Origin of the sequence: Rhodoblastus acidophilus (assembly GCF_900187365.1) — a bacterium.
Classification (GTDB): Bacteria; Pseudomonadota; Alphaproteobacteria; order Rhizobiales; family Beijerinckiaceae; genus Rhodoblastus; species Rhodoblastus acidophilus.
Window position 1 is genome coordinate 975,940 of sequence record NZ_FYDG01000001.1, and the last position, 16,793, is coordinate 992,732.

The following is a 16,793-nucleotide window of genomic DNA, read 5'->3' on the forward strand; positions in this document are numbered from 1 at the left end:
GCGAATCGCTTTCAACCCGCCTCCAGCAGCCGCTCCGCCTGCGCCAGTTCGACCGACACCAGTTGCGACACGCCGCGCTCCGACTGGGTGACGCCGAACAGCCGGTCCATCCGCGCCATGGTGATGGGATTGTGGGTGATGGCGATGAAGCGCGTGTCGGTCTTGCCGCGCATGTCCTCCAGCAGATCGCAGAACCGTTCGACATTGGCGTCGTCGAGCGGCGCGTCGACTTCGTCGAGCACGCAGATGGGCGAGGGATTGGTGAGGAAGACCGCGAAAATCAGCGACATGGCGGTCAGCGCCTGCTCGCCGCCCGACAGCAGCGACATGGTGGCCGGTTTTTTGCCCGGGGGCTTGGCCATGATTTCGAGGCCGGCCTCCAGCGGGTCTTCGGACTCCACCAGCTGCAATTCCGCCGATCCGCCGCCGAACAGCACCGTAAACAGCGCCCGGAAATGCCCGTCCACCTTCTGGAAGGCGTCGAGCAGGCGTTCGCGGCCCTCCTTGTTGAGCGCGCCAATGGCCGCGCGCAACTTGCGGACGGCCTCGGTGAGGTCGGCCTGTTCCTGCGCCAGCTTCTGGTGCTCGGTCTCCACCGCCGCCAGCTCCTCCTCGGCGCGCAGATTGACCCCGCCCAACCGTTCCCGATCCGCCTTCAAATGCGCCAGCTTCTGCTGCACCGGCTCGATATCGGCGGTTTCCTCCACTTCGGCGACGCCGGCCATTTCCCGCAGCGCATGCGGCGCGCATTGCAATTCCTGCAGAATGTTCTGGGTGAGGAAGGCCAGCCGCTGCTGGGCGGCCTCGGCCTGCGCCTCCAGCCGCGCCCGGTTTTCGCGGGCGGCGCTCATGGCGTCCAGCGCGGCGCGGGCGGCGCGGTCGGCCTCGGCCTGCGCGGTTTCGGCGAGGGCGCGGGCGTCGGCGGCGTCCTTGAGTTTCTGTTCCGCCTCCTCAATGCCTGACGTCAGCGCGCGGCGCTGCGACAAAAACTCATCGGGCGCGTCGGCGAGCCGGTCCATCTCCTCCTGCGTCTCGGCGAGGCGGTCCTGAATCTCCTCCTTTTGCGCCAGCGAGCGCGCCTTGCGGTCGGCCCAGGATTTCTTTTCCTTTTCAATGGCCTCACGGCGACGGACGCGGGTTTCCGCCTCGCGGGCGAACGCTTGCAGCGCGGCGCTGGCCTCCGCCGCTTCGGCGCGGTCGAGCGCATTGGCGGCGCGGGCGGCGTCGCGCTCGCCCAGCAGCGTGGCCGGCTCGGGCAGATCTTCAAAGGCCTCGCGGGCGCCGGCCAACCGCTCCTGCGCGTCGTCGCGCAGATCCTGGGCGCGGCGGCGGGCGTCCTCCAGGCTCGACAGCCGCGACAAGGCCTGACCCTGACGCCGTTCGGCGGCGTTGGCGGCCGCGCGCGCGTCGGACAGGTTCTTCTGCGCCAGACGCGCGGCGACGCGGGCGCGCTGGTCGGCCTCGACCGCCTCGGCCACGGCCGTTTCCGCCGCCTCCATGCGCTCGCGCAATCCGAACAGGGTTTCGCGCGCCGCCTTGGCCTCGATTTCCAGATCGTCGAGCCGGTTCTTCTCGCTCAACCGACGCGCGGCGGCGGTGGGCGCCTCGGCGGCGCGGACCAACCCGTCCCAGCGCCATAAATCGCCCTCGACCGACACCAGCCGCTGCCCCGGTTTCAACCGGCTTTGCAGCAACCGCCCCTTTTCGCGCGGGACGACGCCGATCTGGGCGAGGCGGCGCGCCAACACGGCGGGCGCCTGCACTTTGTCCGCCAGCGCGATCGCCTCGTCCGGCAAAGCGGGATCGCCAATGCCGAACGAATGCGCCCAGAAGGCGGGCGCCTCGTCGTCCGTGGACGCTTGCAAATCCTCGCCCAGCGCGGCGCCCAACGCGCCCTCGAAGCCTTTTTCGACGACGATCTCTTCGATCACCGCCGGCCAGGCGCCGTGTTCGGAGCGCAGCAGATTGGCCAGCGTGCGCGCTTCCGTCTCCAGCGCCTGCGCCTTGCGCTCGGCGTCGGCAAGCGGGTTGCGCAGAAAAGTCTCCTGGTCGCGCGCCAGCGCCAGCGCGCTTTCGGCGGCGAGGGCGTCCTCCTCGGCCTGGGCGGCCTCGTCCATCAGCCGTTCGGCCTCGGCGAGAACTTCGGCGAGTTCGGCGTCCTCGCCGGCGCTGTCGCGCAAAGCCGCGATGTCCTCGACCAGCCGGCTCAACTCGGCCTCGTAGCGGACCAGCGCCTGCTCCTCGCGCCGGGCCGATTCCGCCAGGGCGTTGCGCTGGGCCTCGACGCCGGCGAAAGCGTTTTGCGCGGCCTCGAGCGCGGCTTCCGACAGCTTCAGCTTGGCCTCGGCGGCCTCGCATTTGCCCCGCGCCTCCTCGGCGAGATCGGCCTCGTCCTCGCCCAGGCCGGACAGATCCTCCTCCTCGGCCCGCAGCCGCTCCAGCGCGGCGGCGGCGTCGTCGAAATTGTGGGTCTCCCGGCGCATGTCGTTGGACAGCTGGACGAACCGCCGCTCCAGCTCGATCTTGCGGGATTGCGCGCGCTTTTCCTCGCCCTCCAGCGCCTCGCGGGCCAACACCAGGCGTTGCAGGGCCGCGCCGGCCTGCGATTCGGCGTCGCGCGCCTTGGGCGCCTCCAGCGCCGCGAGGGCCTGAAGGCGGGCGGCTTCGGCCTGGACGCGGGTGGCCTCGGCCAGATCCAGCACATTGGCTTCGACGGCGGCCTTGGTCTCCTCGGCCTCCTGGGTCGCCCCGCGCAAGGCGATCAGCGCGACCAGCGCCTCGTGCTTGCGGATTTCCGCCGCCAAGGCCCGGTAGCGCGCCGCCTGCCGCGCCTGCCGGCGCAGGGATTCGGTCTGCGCTCCGATCTGCCCCATCACGTCCTCGAGACGCAGCAGGTTTTCCTCCGCCCCCTTCAGCCGCAATTCCGCCTCGTGGCGGCGGGAATGCAGGCCGCCAATGCCGGCGGCCTCCTCAAGGATGCGGCGGCGCGCCTGCGGCTTGGCGGAAATGATCTCGCCGATCTGGCCTTGCCGCACCAGGGCCGGCGAGCGCGCGCCGGACGAGGCGTCGGCGAACAGCAATTGCACGTCGCGGGCGCGCACCTCGCGGCCGTTGAGCTTGTAGGTCGAGCCCTGCTCGCGCTCGATGCGGCGGGTGATTTCGAGGACGTCGCAATCGTTGAAGGCGGCGGGGGCGGTGCGGGCGCTGTTGTCGAGCACCAGCATGACTTCGGCGTGATTGCGGGCGGGCCGCGCGCCGGAGCCGGAGAAGATGACGTCGTCCATGCTGGAGGCGCGCATCTGCTTGTAGGCGTTTTCGCCCATCACCCAGCGCAGCGCCTCGACCAGGTTCGACTTGCCGCAACCGTTCGGCCCCACCACGCCCGTCAGGCCCGGTTGGATCGCGAAGTCGGTCGGCTCAACAAAACTTTTGAAGCCGACGAGGCGAAGCTTGTCGAATTTCATGAACCCTGTTCCAGTTGGGAACAAGGCGCCAAGCGGCAGGCGGAATCAAGGATCTCGCGCGTCAAAGTTGGGGAAAAGGGCGCACCGGTTCAGGCGGCGCGCACTCCTGACAGGAAATCCTGCACCGACTTTTTCAGCTTGGCCGCTTCCTGCTGCAACATCGACGCGCCCTCGCCGAGTTCGGCCGAGGTTTGCAGCGTCCGCTGCACGGCGTCGGCCACGGCGCAGACATTCTGCGTCACCTCGCCGGCGCCATGGGCGGCTTCGGTCGAGCTGCGCGCGATTTCCTGGGTGGCCAAGGCCTGCTGTCCCGTTGATTCCGCGATCGACATGCTGACATGGTCGACATCCTCGATCACCTTGGTGATGTCGGCGATGGCGGCGACGGCGCTGTCGGTTTCGGACTGGATGGCGGAGATCTGGCTGGAAATCTCCTCGGTGGCCTTTGCGGTCTGGCTGGCGAGCGCCTTCACCTCCGAGGCCACCACCGCGAAGCCGCGGCCGGCTTCGCCCGCGCGCGCGGCCTCGATGGTGGCGTTGAGCGCGAGCAGGTTGGTTTGCGCGGCGATGCCGGAAATCAGCTCGACGACTTCGCCGATGCGGGCGGTCGCGGCGGCGAGCCCGGCGATCTGCTCGTTGGTCTTGTGCGCCCGCTGCAGCGCATTGCTGGTCATGGCGGAGGAGGTTTTGACCTGCCCGCCGATCTCGGTGATGCTGGCGGACAGCTGCTCCGTGGCGGCGGCGGCTGCGCGCACATTGACCGAGGATTGCTCGGACGCCGAAGCGACGGTGGCGATCCGCTCGTTGCTTTGCTCGGCGGAGGCTTCGAGCGACCGCGACGCGCCGAGGAACTCCTGCACCTTGCCCTCGACCGCGCCGAGCAGGCTGGTGACGTCGGCGTCGAAGCGTTCGGCGAGCTGGTCGACGTGCTGGGCGCGGGCGACGCGCTTCTGGTCAAGCTCCTTTTCGCGCGCCAACTCGTTCTGGCGCTCGATGGCGTCGCTGCGGAATTTTTCCAGCGCGCGCGCGAAGGCGCCGATTTCGGTGTTGCAGTCCTGGCCGGCGATGACGATCGACGTGTCGCCCTTGGCCAGATTGTCCATCGAGACCCGCAAGGCGGCCATGGGCGCGGTGATCGAGCGGCCGATGGCGAAGCACAGCGCGATCATCAGACCGAGCAGAACGGCGAGAAAGGCGGCGGCCCACGCCGTCCGGCTCCAGAACACCGCATCGACGTCGTCGATATAAATGCCCGTGCCGACGAGGATTCCGAGATCGTCGATCTTGCGCAGCAGCGACATTTTCGGCAGCGGCTGGGTCTGGCCGGGCTTGACCTGGGTATAATAAAGGACGCCGCGCCCCTCAGGCCCCGACACCAGTTCGATCTGCTCCCGGATCAGGGCGGCGTCGGCGGGCCCGCTGTCCCTGAGACGGTTGACGCCGATCTTTTTGGGATCGACATGCACCAGCGTGACGCCTTCCAGCGAGTGGACGAAAATATAGGAGAGATCGCGGGCGTCGCCGAAGCGCGCCGCCGCCATCACGTCCAGGAAGGCCTTGCGCCCCGCCTCGCTGGTCGGACCGCCGGCCTTGGCCATGGCGCTGCGGCCGATGGCGACGGCTTGGTCGAGGGCGGCGTCGATCATCGTCCGCCGGTCTTCCATCATCTGCATGCGCAAGTTGACGAGACCAAAGGCGATCGCGAGGATGACGCTGATCGTGCTGAGCAAGATGACCAGCGTTAATCTCACGCGCAAGGTCAATCGACTGAGGCTCATTGGCGAAACCTTTCAAAGAAGCGCCTGGTAAAATGCACGCAAAAGTTGAAAAATATTGAAACGGCGCGCAAGAATTTCGCCCGCCCGCGCCCTGCGAACGATCGTTTAGACACGGTCTTGCGGCAAGATCTTGAGCCGAGCTCTTGAGCCAAGATCTTGAGACCTCTGGCGATACGTCGCGCCGGCGGCGCCCGCCCGATAGTTCCGGCGAGAGGACGAATAATGACGAGGCGTTCACGCGCGCCAAAAATTCACGCCATGCGTGCGCCCGAAAAAGAAAGACTCAGCCCGCGCAGGCCCGGCACGAAATCGCCGTCGGCAGGGCTTGCAACCGTTTCGGGTCGATCGCCTCGCCGCATTTGACGCACACGCCGTAACGTCCCTCGGCGATGCGCTGCAAGGCGGCGCGAATCTGCTGAATTTCCTGCAACTTCTGCTTTTCGACGCCGCGCAGCGCGTCCTGGCCCTCAAGCTCGGTCGCCTGCTCCTCCCAATCGGCGGGCAAGGCGCTGCGCATTTCATCGTCGATTTCGGCGATATGGCCGGTCAGTTCGGCGAGCCGACGTTCGAGCCTGCTGGCGATCTCCTCGTACATTTTGCAAGCCCTCCCCCTTCAGCGCCGGACACGCCGCGCCGCCGTCAGGCGCAGGCGGACCGGTCGCCCAATTGCCCCCGCCGCGCCCGCGACACGGCGTCGAGCACCAGAGCGCGCAGCGCCTCCGCCTCCTCCACCACCAGAGTCACCGGCAGCGCCTCGGGCTGGGGCAGATCCTGCCACAAGCCCTGCATGAACGGCGCGATCTTCACCATGTCCTTCTCGGTGGTCACCAGCAGCGCGTCCTGCGCGGCCGCGCGGCGCTGCAGCGCGGCGATCTCGGCCGGGCGATACAGATGATGGTCGGGAAAGGCCTGGCGCGACACGATGCGCGCGCCGCACGCCTCCAGCGAATCGAAGAATTTGCCGGGCCGGCCGATTCCGGCGAAAGCCACCACCTTGGCGCCGAGCATGCGCAGCGCGGCGTTGGCGTCGGGGGCTAACCGGCCGTGGAACACGGGCTTGCCGGCGTCGCGCAAAATGCGCGCGGCGGCGTCGCCGGCCTTGCCCTCGCCGATGACCAGCCCGGCGTCGGTGCGCTCCAGTTGCAGCGCCAGCGGCGCCCGCAGCGGCCCGGCCGGAATCAGGCGGCCATTGCCGAATCCCACGGCGCCGTCGATCACCGCGAGGGTGAAATCGCGCGTGAGGCTGGGATTCTGCAAGCCGTCGTCCATCACGATCAGGCTGGCGCCGCCGGCCAGCGCCAGCAGCGCGCCGCTCGGCCGGTCGCGCGCCACCACGGTCGAGGCGACGCGGGCCAACAGCAACGGCTCATCGCCGGTTTCGGCCGCGCCGTGACGGCGGCGGTCAACCAGATGCGCGCCGCCATCGGCCGAAAGGGCGCCGCCATAGCCGCGGGTGAGGAAAGCCGGGGTTTCGCCGGCGCGTTTCAGCCATTTGGCCATCGCCAGGGCGGTGGGCGTCTTGCCGGCGCCGCCGACGACGAAATTGCCGACGCAAACCACGGGCGCGTTGACCCTCGCGCCGCCACGGTTCATGGCGCGCACCGCAAAACGGCCATAAAGCGCCGCGATCGGCGCAAGAAGCGCGCGGACCAGGCGTTGAAAAGGACCGGGCTGTGCAGACCACCAGAAATCCGGCGCGCGCATCGCTCCTCCCACGAAGCTTCATTCTTTCAGCTTAAACCCGCCCGGGCGGCAAAGGAATGCAGGGCCGTAAAAAATTATATCGCGTCCGGATCGGGAGGAGACCTGGCGCGGCCCGGCGTCGCCGGGCTTACTGCCCCGAGACGATCATCGCGGCGACATAGGGTTCGAGCGCGCGCATCACCCGGTCCGCCGCGCCGCCCATGGCGGCCACCGATTCCCGCGACGCCTCAGCCGCCTGGCGCAAATCCCTGGGATTGCTGAACAGGAAGGCCAGCCGGCCCGCCAGATCGTCGGCGTCGTTGACCACGAAAGCGCCGCCGCCCTGATCCAGGGCGGCGTAAACGTCGATGAAATTGCCGACATGGGGGCCATGGAGAATGGCCGAACCGAGCTTCGCCGGTTCGATCGGGTTCTGCCCGCCCTGCCCCACCAGCGACTTGCCGACGAAGATCACATTGGCCAGCCGATAGAACAGGCCGAGTTCGCCCATCGTATCCGCGACATAGACCTGGGTGGACGCGCCCGGCGCCTCCCCGCGCGACCGCTGCGCCGTCTCAAGGCCGGCGGCGCGCGCCAGCGCGGTGATCTCGTCGCCGCGGATGGCGTGGCGCGGCGCGACAATGGTCAGCAGATCGGGCAACTGACGCACCAGCCGCTTGTGCGCGGAAAGCGCCAGCGCCTCCTCGCCCGCATGGGTCGAGGCGGCGATCCACACCGGACGCGGCCCGAGCCCCGTGAACAGAGCGCGGAGACGGTCAGGATCTGCGGGCGGCGCCTCGACGTCATATTTGAGATTTCCGGCGGCGACGACGCGCGGCGCGCCGAGCTGCAGCAGGCGGCCGGCGTCGTCCTCGCTCTGGGCGAGGCAAATGTCGATGCGGCTCAACAGCGCCGAAATAAAACTCGGAGCCAGCCGCCAGCGGGCGAACGAGCGCGGCGACAGCCGCGCATTGACGGAGGCGATGGGGATGGCACGCGCATGAACGGCGCAGATCATGTTCGGCCAGATTTCCGATTCCGCCAGCAGGAACAGGTCGGGCCGCCAATGGTCGAGAAAACGCTCGATGAAGCGGGGCGCGTCGAGCGGCGCATATTGATGGAAGGCGCCCGAGGGCAGCCGCTGCGCCAGAATACGGGCGGAGGCGACGGTGCCGGTGGTCACCAGCACATGAAAGCCTTTGCCGATCAGCCGGTCCACCAGCGGCAGCAGGGCCAGGCCCTCGCCGACGCTTGCGCCGTGCAGCCAGGCCAGCCGGCCGTCCGGCCGCGCCAGCCCGGCTTGCCCGCGCCGCTCGCCGAGCCGCGCGAGTTCTTCCTTGCCGCGCTGCGCCCGCCGGCGCAGGAACAGGCCGCTGAACGGCGCGAGCGATTGAGCGGCGGCGCGATAGACGGGCAGAAACATTTGCGTCTTCATCGCTTCTGTTTCCATCTCCCGCTCGCCCGACGGTCTTCGACCGGGCCATTCATGAATTGCTGGATCGCGCGCGCTTTTTCATGAGCCGCGACCGGACGTTACGTCAACGTCTAGCGCAAACCCCTGTGAAAGGCGAGTGCGCGGGCTTTAGACGCCAGTTGTGGCGAAAAGCGGGCAAGCGTTCAGCCGTCCGAAGGATCGAGCACGCGATGCAGGTGGACGATGAAATAGCGCATCTGCGCATTGTCCACCGTCGCCTGCGCCTTGGCTCTCCAGGCGGCCTTGGCGCTGGCGAAATCCGGGTACATTCCGACGAGATCGATCTGCTTGAGATCCTTGAACTCGGTGGTGGCGAGATCGGTCAACTCGCCGCCGAAGACCAGATGGAGCAATTGCTTGGGTTCGACTTCGTGAGACATGCGCGTTCCTTCCGTGGCAGATTTTATCGGTTTGAGCTTTTCCCCCCGCGCGCCGCCGCGATCAGGTCGTCCTGGAGGCCGGGCGGAGCCGCCGCCAGCGCCGGATGCGTCGGATCGGCGCGATTATAGCGCGGCGCCTGTCCCGCGAAATCGGTGAGCACGCCGCCGGCTTCCCTCAGTATGACGTCGGCCGCCGCAATGTCCCAGTCGCAGGCGTTCTTGTTGGCGAGCGCGCCGTCGAGCGCCCCTTCGGCCACGCGCAACAGCCGCATCGCCAGCGAGGGCAGGCGCGGCTTTTCCTCGAAGACGAGGCCCGCGCGCCGGAGATCGGCGGCCATGACGTCAGGCGCCGCCAGCCGCGCGCCGGCCAGCTCGCGCCGCGACGAAACCGAGATCGGCGCGCCGTTGCAGGTCGCGCCGCCGCCCCGGCGCGCGACAAAGGTCTGGTCGAGCGCCGGCGCATGGACGACGCCGAGCGCGGGAAGCCCCGCCACGACGACGGCGGCGCAAATGGCGAAACAGGGATCGCCGGCGGCGAAACCGCGGGTGCCGTCGATCGGATCGACGATGAAAACGCACTCGCGGCCGAGGCGTTGGGGCGTGTCGGCGGTTTCCTCCGACAGCCAGCCGAAGTCCGGCGCCAGCCGCGCCAGATGTTCCTTCAGGAAGGCGTCGACGCGCAAGTCGGCCGAGGTGACCGGGCTGCCGCCTTGCTTGTGGGTCACCTCGGCGACGGTGGCGCGGCCGGGGCGGAAATAGCTGAGGGCGATGCGTCCGGCGTCGCGCAGAACAGCTTCGACGTGCGGCGCCAGGGCGGCAGGATCTGCGGCGGGGTCTAAAGTCTGGACCAAAGTCGGAAAGACGTCTCGGGCTCGATGTTGCAGGCTTTCCCGATGTAAAGGCGCGCGCCGGCCCACGCAAGAGTTTTCGCCTTTGCTGCGCAGATACGAACAATTTTCAGCAATGTCTTCGGCTGTTGTTCGCCCTGCCGCGCGGCAGCCGGAATTGAATAAAATTCGCCGGATTTTTTTAGCCCGGCGGAGGCGGCGGGCGCCTGAGATTGCCGACAGAACGGTTCTGTCCGCGGAGTGTCTCATGTCCCAGCTCGCTTCTCCCCTTCTCGGCATGCTCGCCGCGGATCCGCGCGCCGACGGCGGCCAGCGCCGCGTCACGCTCGGCGCGGACACGATCCGGATCGACCGCTGCCTCCTGGGCATTCGCATGCGGCTGGCGCTGCCGGTGCGCGCCTATCGCGGCGTTTCGTTGCAGGTGGTCGAGGGCGCGCGCGGCCCTTATTACCGCGTCGCGCTCGACCACGCCGATCCCGAATTGAGCGTGACATTGGCCGAGGACCGCGACCCGGAATCGCTGGTGGCCGAATGGCGCGGCTGGGCGAAATTCTTTCACCTGCCCCGACTGGCGCTGGACGCCGACGCCGGCTGCGTCGCGGTCGACGGCCGTCTCGGCGAACTGGTGCTCGGCCTGACCCGCCAGCGGCGGCGCGGCTGGCCGCTGCGGGACCGGCGCTCGCGCATCTCGGCCTTGCGCAAGCCGCCGAAGACCCGGCGGCATGTGGTTCACCGCGACGAGCGCGAGATCATCTGCTACGAATAAAAGGAGCTGCGCTCACACGAAGTAGAACAGCGCGTTCTCCGCCAGCAGGCCGGCGACCAGCAGGAAACCTGCGGTCCCGTTCGACCGGAACAGTTTGAGCGCCATCGCCTCGTCGTTGAGGTCCACGCGCCGCAATTGCCAGACCAGATGCGCGGCGAAGGCCACCATGCCCAGATGCGCAACCACCCCAGCGCCCGCCGTGAGCAGCGCGATTTCGGCGAACAGCGCCGCGCCGAAATAGAGCAGCGCGACGCACGGAACCAGATGCTCGCCGAACAGCAAAGCGGTGGACTTCACCCCCGCCTCCACGTCGTATTTCTTGTCCATCACCGCATAGATCGTGTCGTAGCCGATGGTCCAGAGGATGCTCGACGCATAGAGCCAGAACGCCGGAGCGGCCAGTTCGCCCGCCACCGCCGACCAGCCGATCAGCGCGCCCCAGGAAAACGCCAGGCCGAGCACCGCCTGCGGCCAGGAGGTGATCCGCTTCATGAACGGATAGACCGCCACCGGCAGCAGCGACACAAAGCCCAGCACGATGGAATACGTGTTGAGCGACAGCAGCACGCACAGCCCGATCAGGCATTGCGCCAGCAGGAACAGCAGCACCGCGCGCGGGGTGACCTGGCCTGAGGCCAGCGGGCGATCGCGGGTGCGCTCCACTTTGGCGTCGATGTCGCGGTCGATGAAGTCGTTGAGGGTCGAACCGGCGCCGCGCATGGCGATGGAGCCGATGGCGAACAGCGCCATCAGGCCGAAATGGGGCTTTTCCGCATGATTGATGGCGGCGAGGCAGGTCGAGGACAGGCAGGGCGCCAGCAGCAATCGCCAGCCGACGGGACGGTCGAGCCGCGCCAGTTTCACATAGGGCGCCCACGACGCCGGCAAACGTCCCCAGAATCCGTGAGAACTCGAATCGGGGAGAAAGGCCGCGCTCGCCATCTTACAACGGCCCCGCCGGCAATTTCACCGGCGGCGGCGCTGCGGCGGCGCCGAGACCGCCGCCATTCTGCTGCATCTGCTTGACCTTGGCGGCCAGCGCGCAGGCCTGGCTGGCCATGCCGCCGGTCTTCGCCGTGCCGGCCTTGAACTGGTTGAGGAAATCGTCGGGGATGTTGCACCAGTCCTTGTTCTTGACAAGGTAGGCGCCCATCTCGCCCTCGACCGCATTGAGGCTGCGCAGCGCCGGACAGGCCTCGACCGGATCGAGCTTGCCGCCATGCGCCTTGGAAATGGCGTTGAGCTTCTGGATCGCGGCGTTGCGCTTCTGGCCGAAAGCGGCGATGTCCTGGTTGCAATCGGCCTGCGCGGCGGCCGTCAGGACGACCGATCCCAAAGCGAAGATTGCGAGTCGCCCAAGGGCGTAATTCAGCCTGACCATGAGTTTTCCATCTTGCGCCGAGCCGCCTGGCGGCGTCGCCGCGCAATCTAGCTCATCCCGGCGCCGGCAAGCAAGAAGCGCAAAATCGGGCTTTTCCGAGGCGCAGCGCCCCGGAGGCGTCACGCCGAGCGCCGCACCGTCTTGATCGCGGCCATGGCCGCGCCGGACCGTTCGGCGATCTCGCGATCCTGCGCCTCCAGAAAGGCGCGCGCCGGTTCGTCGCCGTCGAGCCCTTCCAGCAGTTCTCGGGGAACCCGCCGGTTCGACCGCTGCGCGCCATCTTCGTAGATGACGTCGAACAGCACATATTCGCTCTTGGAGCCGGCTTTTTTGGACCCGGATTTGCGCGACATTTGTCCCTGTCTCCGCTGTTATAGCGCAGGCGCCGCCACGCGGGGCGTCCGCTGTTCGGGCTGCTTGCGTTTCGGCCGGGGCAGCAACCCTTCCTGCTGCGCTTTCTTGCGCGCCAGTTTCCGCGCGCGGCGGATGGCCTCGGTCGCCTCGCGCGCGCGCCGTTCGGAGGGCTTCTCGTACGCACGGCGCTGCTTCATTTCGCGAAACACGCCTTCGCGCTGCATCTTCTTCTTGAGAACGCGCAACGCCTGCTCGACATTGTTGTCGCGGACGAGAACCTGCAAGTTATGTCCAATCCTGAAAAGAGGAGCGCGCCCCAAAGAGGCGATCGCGTGAAGGCATGAAGGAAAAGGCGCGGGATATTCCGCGCTCGACCATCGACCGGCCCGGCGCTGCTATAGGCCATAGTGACGCGATTGACCAGCATGGAAAGCCGGCCTTGTTTCGGACACGATTCTCGGATATCTGCATCATATCGAGTTTTGGCCGCTGGGCTGGCGCCGAAAATAAGCCTATAAGGTTTGTGCGCGCCGTTTATGATCTCCACGACATCGATACGCACCCGGCAGCGCACACGTGCGCCGCGTCATGCTTGCAGGACAGAAAAATGAATTCCGGAACAGTCAAATGGTTCAACGCCACCAAGGGCTATGGCTTCATCGCGCCGGACGCCGGCGGCCCGGACGTGTTCGTCCATATTTCTGCGGTTGAACGCTCCGGCCTCACGAGCCTCAACGACGGCCAGAAGGTCACTTACGAAGTGGTGGCTGATCGCCGCTCCGGCAAATCCTCGGCTGAGAACCTCAAGCTCGCCTGATTCCCATCGCATCCCTTAAGCCCGGCGCCGGATAAACGGACGGGCGAAGGGACGCCGACCGGCGGGACACGCCGCCGGTCATGTCATCGCCTCGCGCCGGCCCTGAGCCGCGCGCCGGGGCGTAAGTTTGGCCGGCGCATGGGACGCGAAACGCGTCGCCCGGTCAAATCTTCCCCCCTGAAGCCGGCCCGTTCGTGCGGGGCCGCCTTCGCCGGCCGCGACGCGGCCTTGATGAAAGCAACACATTGACCAATTTTTCCGATCTCGGTCTCGCCGAGACCGTTTTGCGCGCCCTTAAGACCGAGGGCTACGAGACTCCCACCCCCATTCAGGCCCAAGCCATCCCGCTGCTGCTCGAAGGCCGCGACCTCCTCGGGATCGCCCAGACCGGCACAGGCAAGACCTGCGCTTTCGCCACGCCGCTGATCACGCGGTTGCTCGCCAATCCCGAACATCCCCGCCCTAAGCAGACCCGCGTGCTGGTGCTGGCGCCGACCCGCGAGCTCGCCGCCCAGATCGGCGACAGCTTTAGAGCCTACGGCCGCTTCGCCGGCCTGCGCGTCGCCACCATTTTCGGCGGCGTCGGTTTTGGCGCCCAGGTGCAGGCGCTGACTCGCGGGCTTGATGTGCTGGTCGCCACCCCCGGCCGCCTGCTCGACCACATGCAGCAGGGCAATCTGCGGCTCGACGGAACCAGCGCCGTGGTGCTGGACGAAGCCGACCACATGCTCGACCTCGGCTTCCTCGTGCCGATCCGCAAGATCTTCTCGAAACTGCCGAAAGCGCGGCAAACCCTGTTCTTCTCGGCCACCATGCCGACGGAGATCGCCAAGCTGGCCGGCGAAATGCTGCATATGCCGGAAAAGGTCTCGGTGACCCCCGTGGCCAAGACGGCGGATCGCGTCGCCCAGCGCGTCATCCACGTCGAGGCCAAGCGCAAGCGCGAAATCCTGGTCGATCTGCTGCAAAGCCCGGATTTCCACCGCTCCATCGTCTTCACCCGCACCAAGCGCGGCGCCGACCGCGTGGCGGCGACCCTGGCCGAAGCCGGGCTGACGGCGGAGGCGATCCACGGCAATAAAAGCCAGAACCAGCGCCTGCGCGCCCTCGACGGGTTCAAGAACGGCAAAGTGGCGGTGCTGGTGGCGACCGATATCGCCGCGCGCGGCATCGACGTCGACGCCGTCAGCCATGTCGTGAACTACGAACTGCCGGAAGTGCCGGAATCCTATGTCCACCGCATCGGCCGCACCGCGCGCGCCGGCGCCGAGGGCCAGGCGATTTCGCTGTGCGATTCGGAGGAGCGCGATCTGTTGCGCGCCATCGAAAAGCTGACCAAGCAGACGATTCCCGCCACCGACATGCGCCTCAATCCCGGCGCGCCGGAGGAAGCCGCGCCCGTCGTGAAAAAGCCGGCGCCGCGCGGCGGCCGTCCCAACCCCAATCGCGGGGCGCCCGCGGGCCAAAGGCAGCAGCCGCCGGGCGGCCAACGCCAGGCGCCGCCAGCAGGACAAAGACAGGCGCCGCCAGCAGGACAAAGACAAGCGCCGCGTCGCGAAGGCGAACAGCGCCGTCCGCCGCGCGCCGCCGGCGAGGGCCGGCCGCAACGCGACGGCAAGCAGGTCCGCCGCTAAAATCAAAGGCCGCCCGGCGACGGGCGGCCTTTTTCTCTTTGACTGGTCTCCAAACATCTTCGCACAAGCTTATAAAAAGAAAATACTTTTGGTTTTCTCTTATATGGCTGTGAAAAAATGAAAATTTCTAGCTTTGGATACCAAAACCCGCTCCAGTTCCTTTCATCGTCAACCAGAAACGCCTCTGATGATCGCCAATCTTTTGAAATGAACGCGGCCGCATCCGAAGCGGCGTCCGGCTCAAACCGCCCGACACAGCAGCAAATCAGTTCGGGCTATTTCGGAAGCTCCAGAGCCACTCTGGACGCCGTTCTGGCGGGCGGCGGCGTTGTCAACACGCTTTCCTATCTGACATCTGCAGATATTGAATTGATTCAGAAAGCGACGGGCATCACGATCAAAGACGGCCTCTATTACAACAGCAATGGTGATCAGGTCGGAAACCAATCGGACAGCCAAGGACATTTGACTGAGCCTGGTATGCAAGCAGCGTACGACCTTGCGCAAACCCTTTCAGACTTGCGCGTGACGGGCGGTCCCCACGGCGATGCAAGCCTGCAAAATGGCCGGGCGATCACGGCTGACGACTTGGAGGCCTACCTGGATTATTACGCGAAACAGAACGACAAACCTTCGTATCTGTCCGCTGTTAATACAATAAAACAGGCAGAGGCCTTACTTTTCCAAAAGAATTGAATAATCGAGCCTCATCTTCGTGGGCATGAGGGCCCCAACGGCGCACAACTCATCTTTTCCTGAGGAACGGCGCCATGCCCGCCCGCGCCAGCGCGTCGGCGCGCTCGTTCATCGGGTCGCCGGCGTGGCCCTTGACCCAATGCCATTCGACCTCGTGGCGATTGGCGGCCTCGTCGAGCCGCTTCCACAAATCGTCGTTTTTCACCGGCTTCTTGTCGGCGGTGCGCCAGCCGTTGCGCTTCCAGTTATGCACCCAGCCGGTCACGCCCTGCCGCACATATTGCGAATCGGTGTGCAGATCGACGGCGCAGGGCCGCGTCAGCGCCTCCAGCGCCGAAATGGCCGCGAGCAGCTCCATCCGATTGTTGGTGGTCTGCGGTTCGCCGCCAGAAAATTCCTTTTCCGCGCCGTTAAACGTGAGGATGGCGCCCCAGCCGCCGGGTCCGGGATTGCCGGAACAGGCGCCGTCGGTCCAGATCGCGACGCGCTTGGTCACGCGTCCAGCCCATATTCGGAGGCCGCGGCGATGGCGCCGTGAAATCGCAGCCGCGACAGATAGTCCAACGGATTTTTCGGCCGCACCAGCGCGCCGGGCGGCACGTTCAGCCAGTCATAGAGCCTTGTCAGCAGGAAGCGCATGGCGGCGCCGCGCGAAAGAACCGGCAGGGCGGCGCGCTCCCCGTCGCTCAGGGGGCGGACGCTTTGATAGCCGTGCAGCAACGCCCGGCCCTTGGTGGCGTTGAAGGCGCCGTCGGGCTCGAAGCACCAGGCGTTCAGGCAAATCGCCAGATCGTAGGCCAACGCGTCCTCGCAGGCGAAATAGAAGTCGATCAGCCCCGACAGGTTTTTGCCGATAAAAAACACATTGTCGGGAAACAGATCCGCATGGATGATTCCGCGCGGAAGATCCTGCGGCCAGTTCCGCTCCAGCGCGTCGAGTTCCTGCGCGATCTCGCCGGCGAGGCCGGGCGCGACCGTATCGGCTTTTGCGCGCGATTGCTCGAACAGCGGGCGCCAGTTTCGCAGCGCCAGGGCGTTGTCGCGGCGCAGGTCGAATCCCTGGCCCGCCAGATGCAGGCGGGCCAGAGCGCGGCCGGTCTCAAGACAATGATGCGCCTCGGGCTTGCGGGTGGACACGCCGTCAAGAAAAGTCACCAGCGCCGCCGGACGGCCCGCGAGTTCGCCCAGCGCGCCGCCGTCGGGCCGCTTGACCGGCAGCGGACAAGTCAGGCCCTGCGCCGCCAGATGCTGCATCAGGCCGAGAAAAAACGGCAGGTCGGCCGGATTCACCCGCTTTTCGTAGAGGGTGAGGATGAAATAGCCGCGCTCGCAATGCAGCAGATAGTTGGAGTTCTCGACGCCCTCGGCGATGCCCTTGAAGGACAGGACGGCGCCGAGATTGTAAGGGCTGAGAAAGGCGTAAAGGGCCTCGTCCGTGACATCGGTGTAAACGGCCATGGCCCCGACTCTAGTGTTCCGCGATTTTGATCCCTGTTAAAGCGGCGGGGGCGGGCCGTC

The 16,793-nt window shown here is 66.8% G+C and carries 17 protein-coding genes; 4 read left to right on the plus strand and 13 right to left on the minus strand.

What is annotated here, in order from left to right:
* Positions 1-11 precede the first annotated feature (11 nt).
* From CFB24_RS04155 to CFB24_RS04185, 7 genes are all read right to left on the minus strand, one after another.
* Positions 12-3,464, minus strand: coding sequence for a chromosome segregation SMC family protein (locus tag CFB24_RS04155; protein ID WP_088519266.1), 3,453 nt, complete (start codon positions 3,462-3,464; stop codon positions 12-14).
* A gap of 89 nt (positions 3,465-3,553) precedes the next feature.
* On the minus strand, positions 3,554-5,242 hold the full coding sequence (locus CFB24_RS04160) for a methyl-accepting chemotaxis protein (RefSeq protein WP_088519267.1): 1,689 nt from the start codon (positions 5,240-5,242) through the stop codon (positions 3,554-3,556).
* A 283-nt stretch (positions 5,243-5,525) separates the two neighbouring features.
* Entirely contained in the window at positions 5,526-5,837 is a 312-nt protein-coding gene (locus CFB24_RS04165; RefSeq protein WP_088519268.1) for a TraR/DksA family transcriptional regulator, read from the minus strand.
* 44 nt (positions 5,838-5,881) lie between these two features.
* The gene (gene lpxK, locus CFB24_RS04170) at positions 5,882-6,946 is read right to left on the minus strand and encodes a tetraacyldisaccharide 4'-kinase (RefSeq protein ID WP_088519269.1); all 1,065 of its coding nucleotides are present in this window, start codon (positions 6,944-6,946) and stop codon (positions 5,882-5,884) included.
* A 127-nt stretch (positions 6,947-7,073) separates the two neighbouring features.
* Entirely contained in the window at positions 7,074-8,360 is a 1,287-nt protein-coding gene (locus CFB24_RS04175) for a 3-deoxy-D-manno-octulosonic acid transferase (RefSeq protein WP_088519528.1), read from the minus strand.
* Between the two features lie 182 nt (positions 8,361-8,542).
* On the minus strand, positions 8,543-8,779 hold the full coding sequence (locus CFB24_RS04180; protein WP_088519270.1) for a DUF4170 domain-containing protein: 237 nt from the start codon (positions 8,777-8,779) through the stop codon (positions 8,543-8,545).
* 23 nt (positions 8,780-8,802) lie between these two features.
* Positions 8,803-9,630, minus strand: a complete 828-nt coding sequence (locus CFB24_RS04185; protein WP_244593165.1) for a 3'(2'),5'-bisphosphate nucleotidase CysQ — start codon at positions 9,628-9,630, stop codon at positions 8,803-8,805.
* 244 nt (positions 9,631-9,874) lie between these two features.
* Between CFB24_RS04185 and CFB24_RS04190 the strand changes: the two genes are divergently transcribed.
* The gene (locus CFB24_RS04190; protein WP_088519272.1) at positions 9,875-10,393 is read left to right on the plus strand and encodes a DUF6101 family protein; all 519 of its coding nucleotides are present in this window, start codon (positions 9,875-9,877) and stop codon (positions 10,391-10,393) included.
* Positions 10,394-10,405: 12 nt separating this feature from the next.
* On the opposite strand, the gene ubiA is transcribed toward CFB24_RS04190, so the two are convergent.
* From ubiA to rpsU, 4 genes are all read right to left on the minus strand, one after another.
* Positions 10,406-11,281, minus strand: a complete 876-nt coding sequence (ubiA, locus tag CFB24_RS04195; protein ID WP_244593166.1) for a 4-hydroxybenzoate octaprenyltransferase — start codon at positions 11,279-11,281, stop codon at positions 10,406-10,408.
* Positions 11,282-11,336: 55 nt separating this feature from the next.
* The gene (locus CFB24_RS04200; RefSeq protein WP_088519274.1) at positions 11,337-11,774 is read right to left on the minus strand and encodes a hypothetical protein; all 438 of its coding nucleotides are present in this window, start codon (positions 11,772-11,774) and stop codon (positions 11,337-11,339) included.
* Between the two features lie 119 nt (positions 11,775-11,893).
* Positions 11,894-12,127, minus strand: a complete 234-nt coding sequence (locus tag CFB24_RS04205; protein ID WP_088519275.1) for a hypothetical protein — start codon at positions 12,125-12,127, stop codon at positions 11,894-11,896.
* Between the two features lie 18 nt (positions 12,128-12,145).
* On the minus strand, positions 12,146-12,412 hold the full coding sequence (gene rpsU / locus CFB24_RS04210) for a 30S ribosomal protein S21 (RefSeq protein ID WP_088519276.1): 267 nt from the start codon (positions 12,410-12,412) through the stop codon (positions 12,146-12,148).
* A gap of 323 nt (positions 12,413-12,735) precedes the next feature.
* Here rpsU and CFB24_RS04215 point away from each other — a divergent pair, with 323 nt between their 5' ends.
* The 3 genes from CFB24_RS04215 to CFB24_RS04225 all read left to right on the plus strand — a co-directional run bounded on the left by CFB24_RS04215 (position 12,736) and on the right by CFB24_RS04225 (position 15,275).
* Positions 12,736-12,945 carry a cold-shock protein gene (locus CFB24_RS04215; protein ID WP_088519277.1) on the plus strand — a complete coding sequence of 70 codons (210 nt, stop codon included), beginning with the start codon at positions 12,736-12,738 and terminating at the stop codon, positions 12,943-12,945.
* A gap of 245 nt (positions 12,946-13,190) precedes the next feature.
* On the plus strand, positions 13,191-14,579 hold the full coding sequence (locus tag CFB24_RS04220; protein ID WP_088519278.1) for a DEAD/DEAH box helicase: 1,389 nt from the start codon (positions 13,191-13,193) through the stop codon (positions 14,577-14,579).
* A gap of 117 nt (positions 14,580-14,696) precedes the next feature.
* A complete protein-coding gene (locus tag CFB24_RS04225; protein WP_141098345.1) occupies positions 14,697-15,275 on the plus strand; it encodes a hypothetical protein in 579 nt (192 codons plus the stop codon).
* Positions 15,276-15,324: 49 nt separating this feature from the next.
* Here the strand turns inward: CFB24_RS04225 and rnhA are convergent, their stop codons facing one another.
* Complete coding sequence (rnhA, locus tag CFB24_RS04230; protein ID WP_088519280.1) at positions 15,325-15,771, minus strand: ribonuclease HI; 447 nt, start codon at positions 15,769-15,771, stop codon at positions 15,325-15,327.
* Positions 15,768-16,733 carry a homoserine kinase gene (gene thrB / locus CFB24_RS04235; protein ID WP_088519281.1) on the minus strand — a complete coding sequence of 322 codons (966 nt, stop codon included), beginning with the start codon at positions 16,731-16,733 and terminating at the stop codon, positions 15,768-15,770. The genes rnhA and thrB overlap by 4 nt, the downstream gene beginning before the upstream one ends.
* Positions 16,734-16,793: the final 60 nt, after the last annotated feature.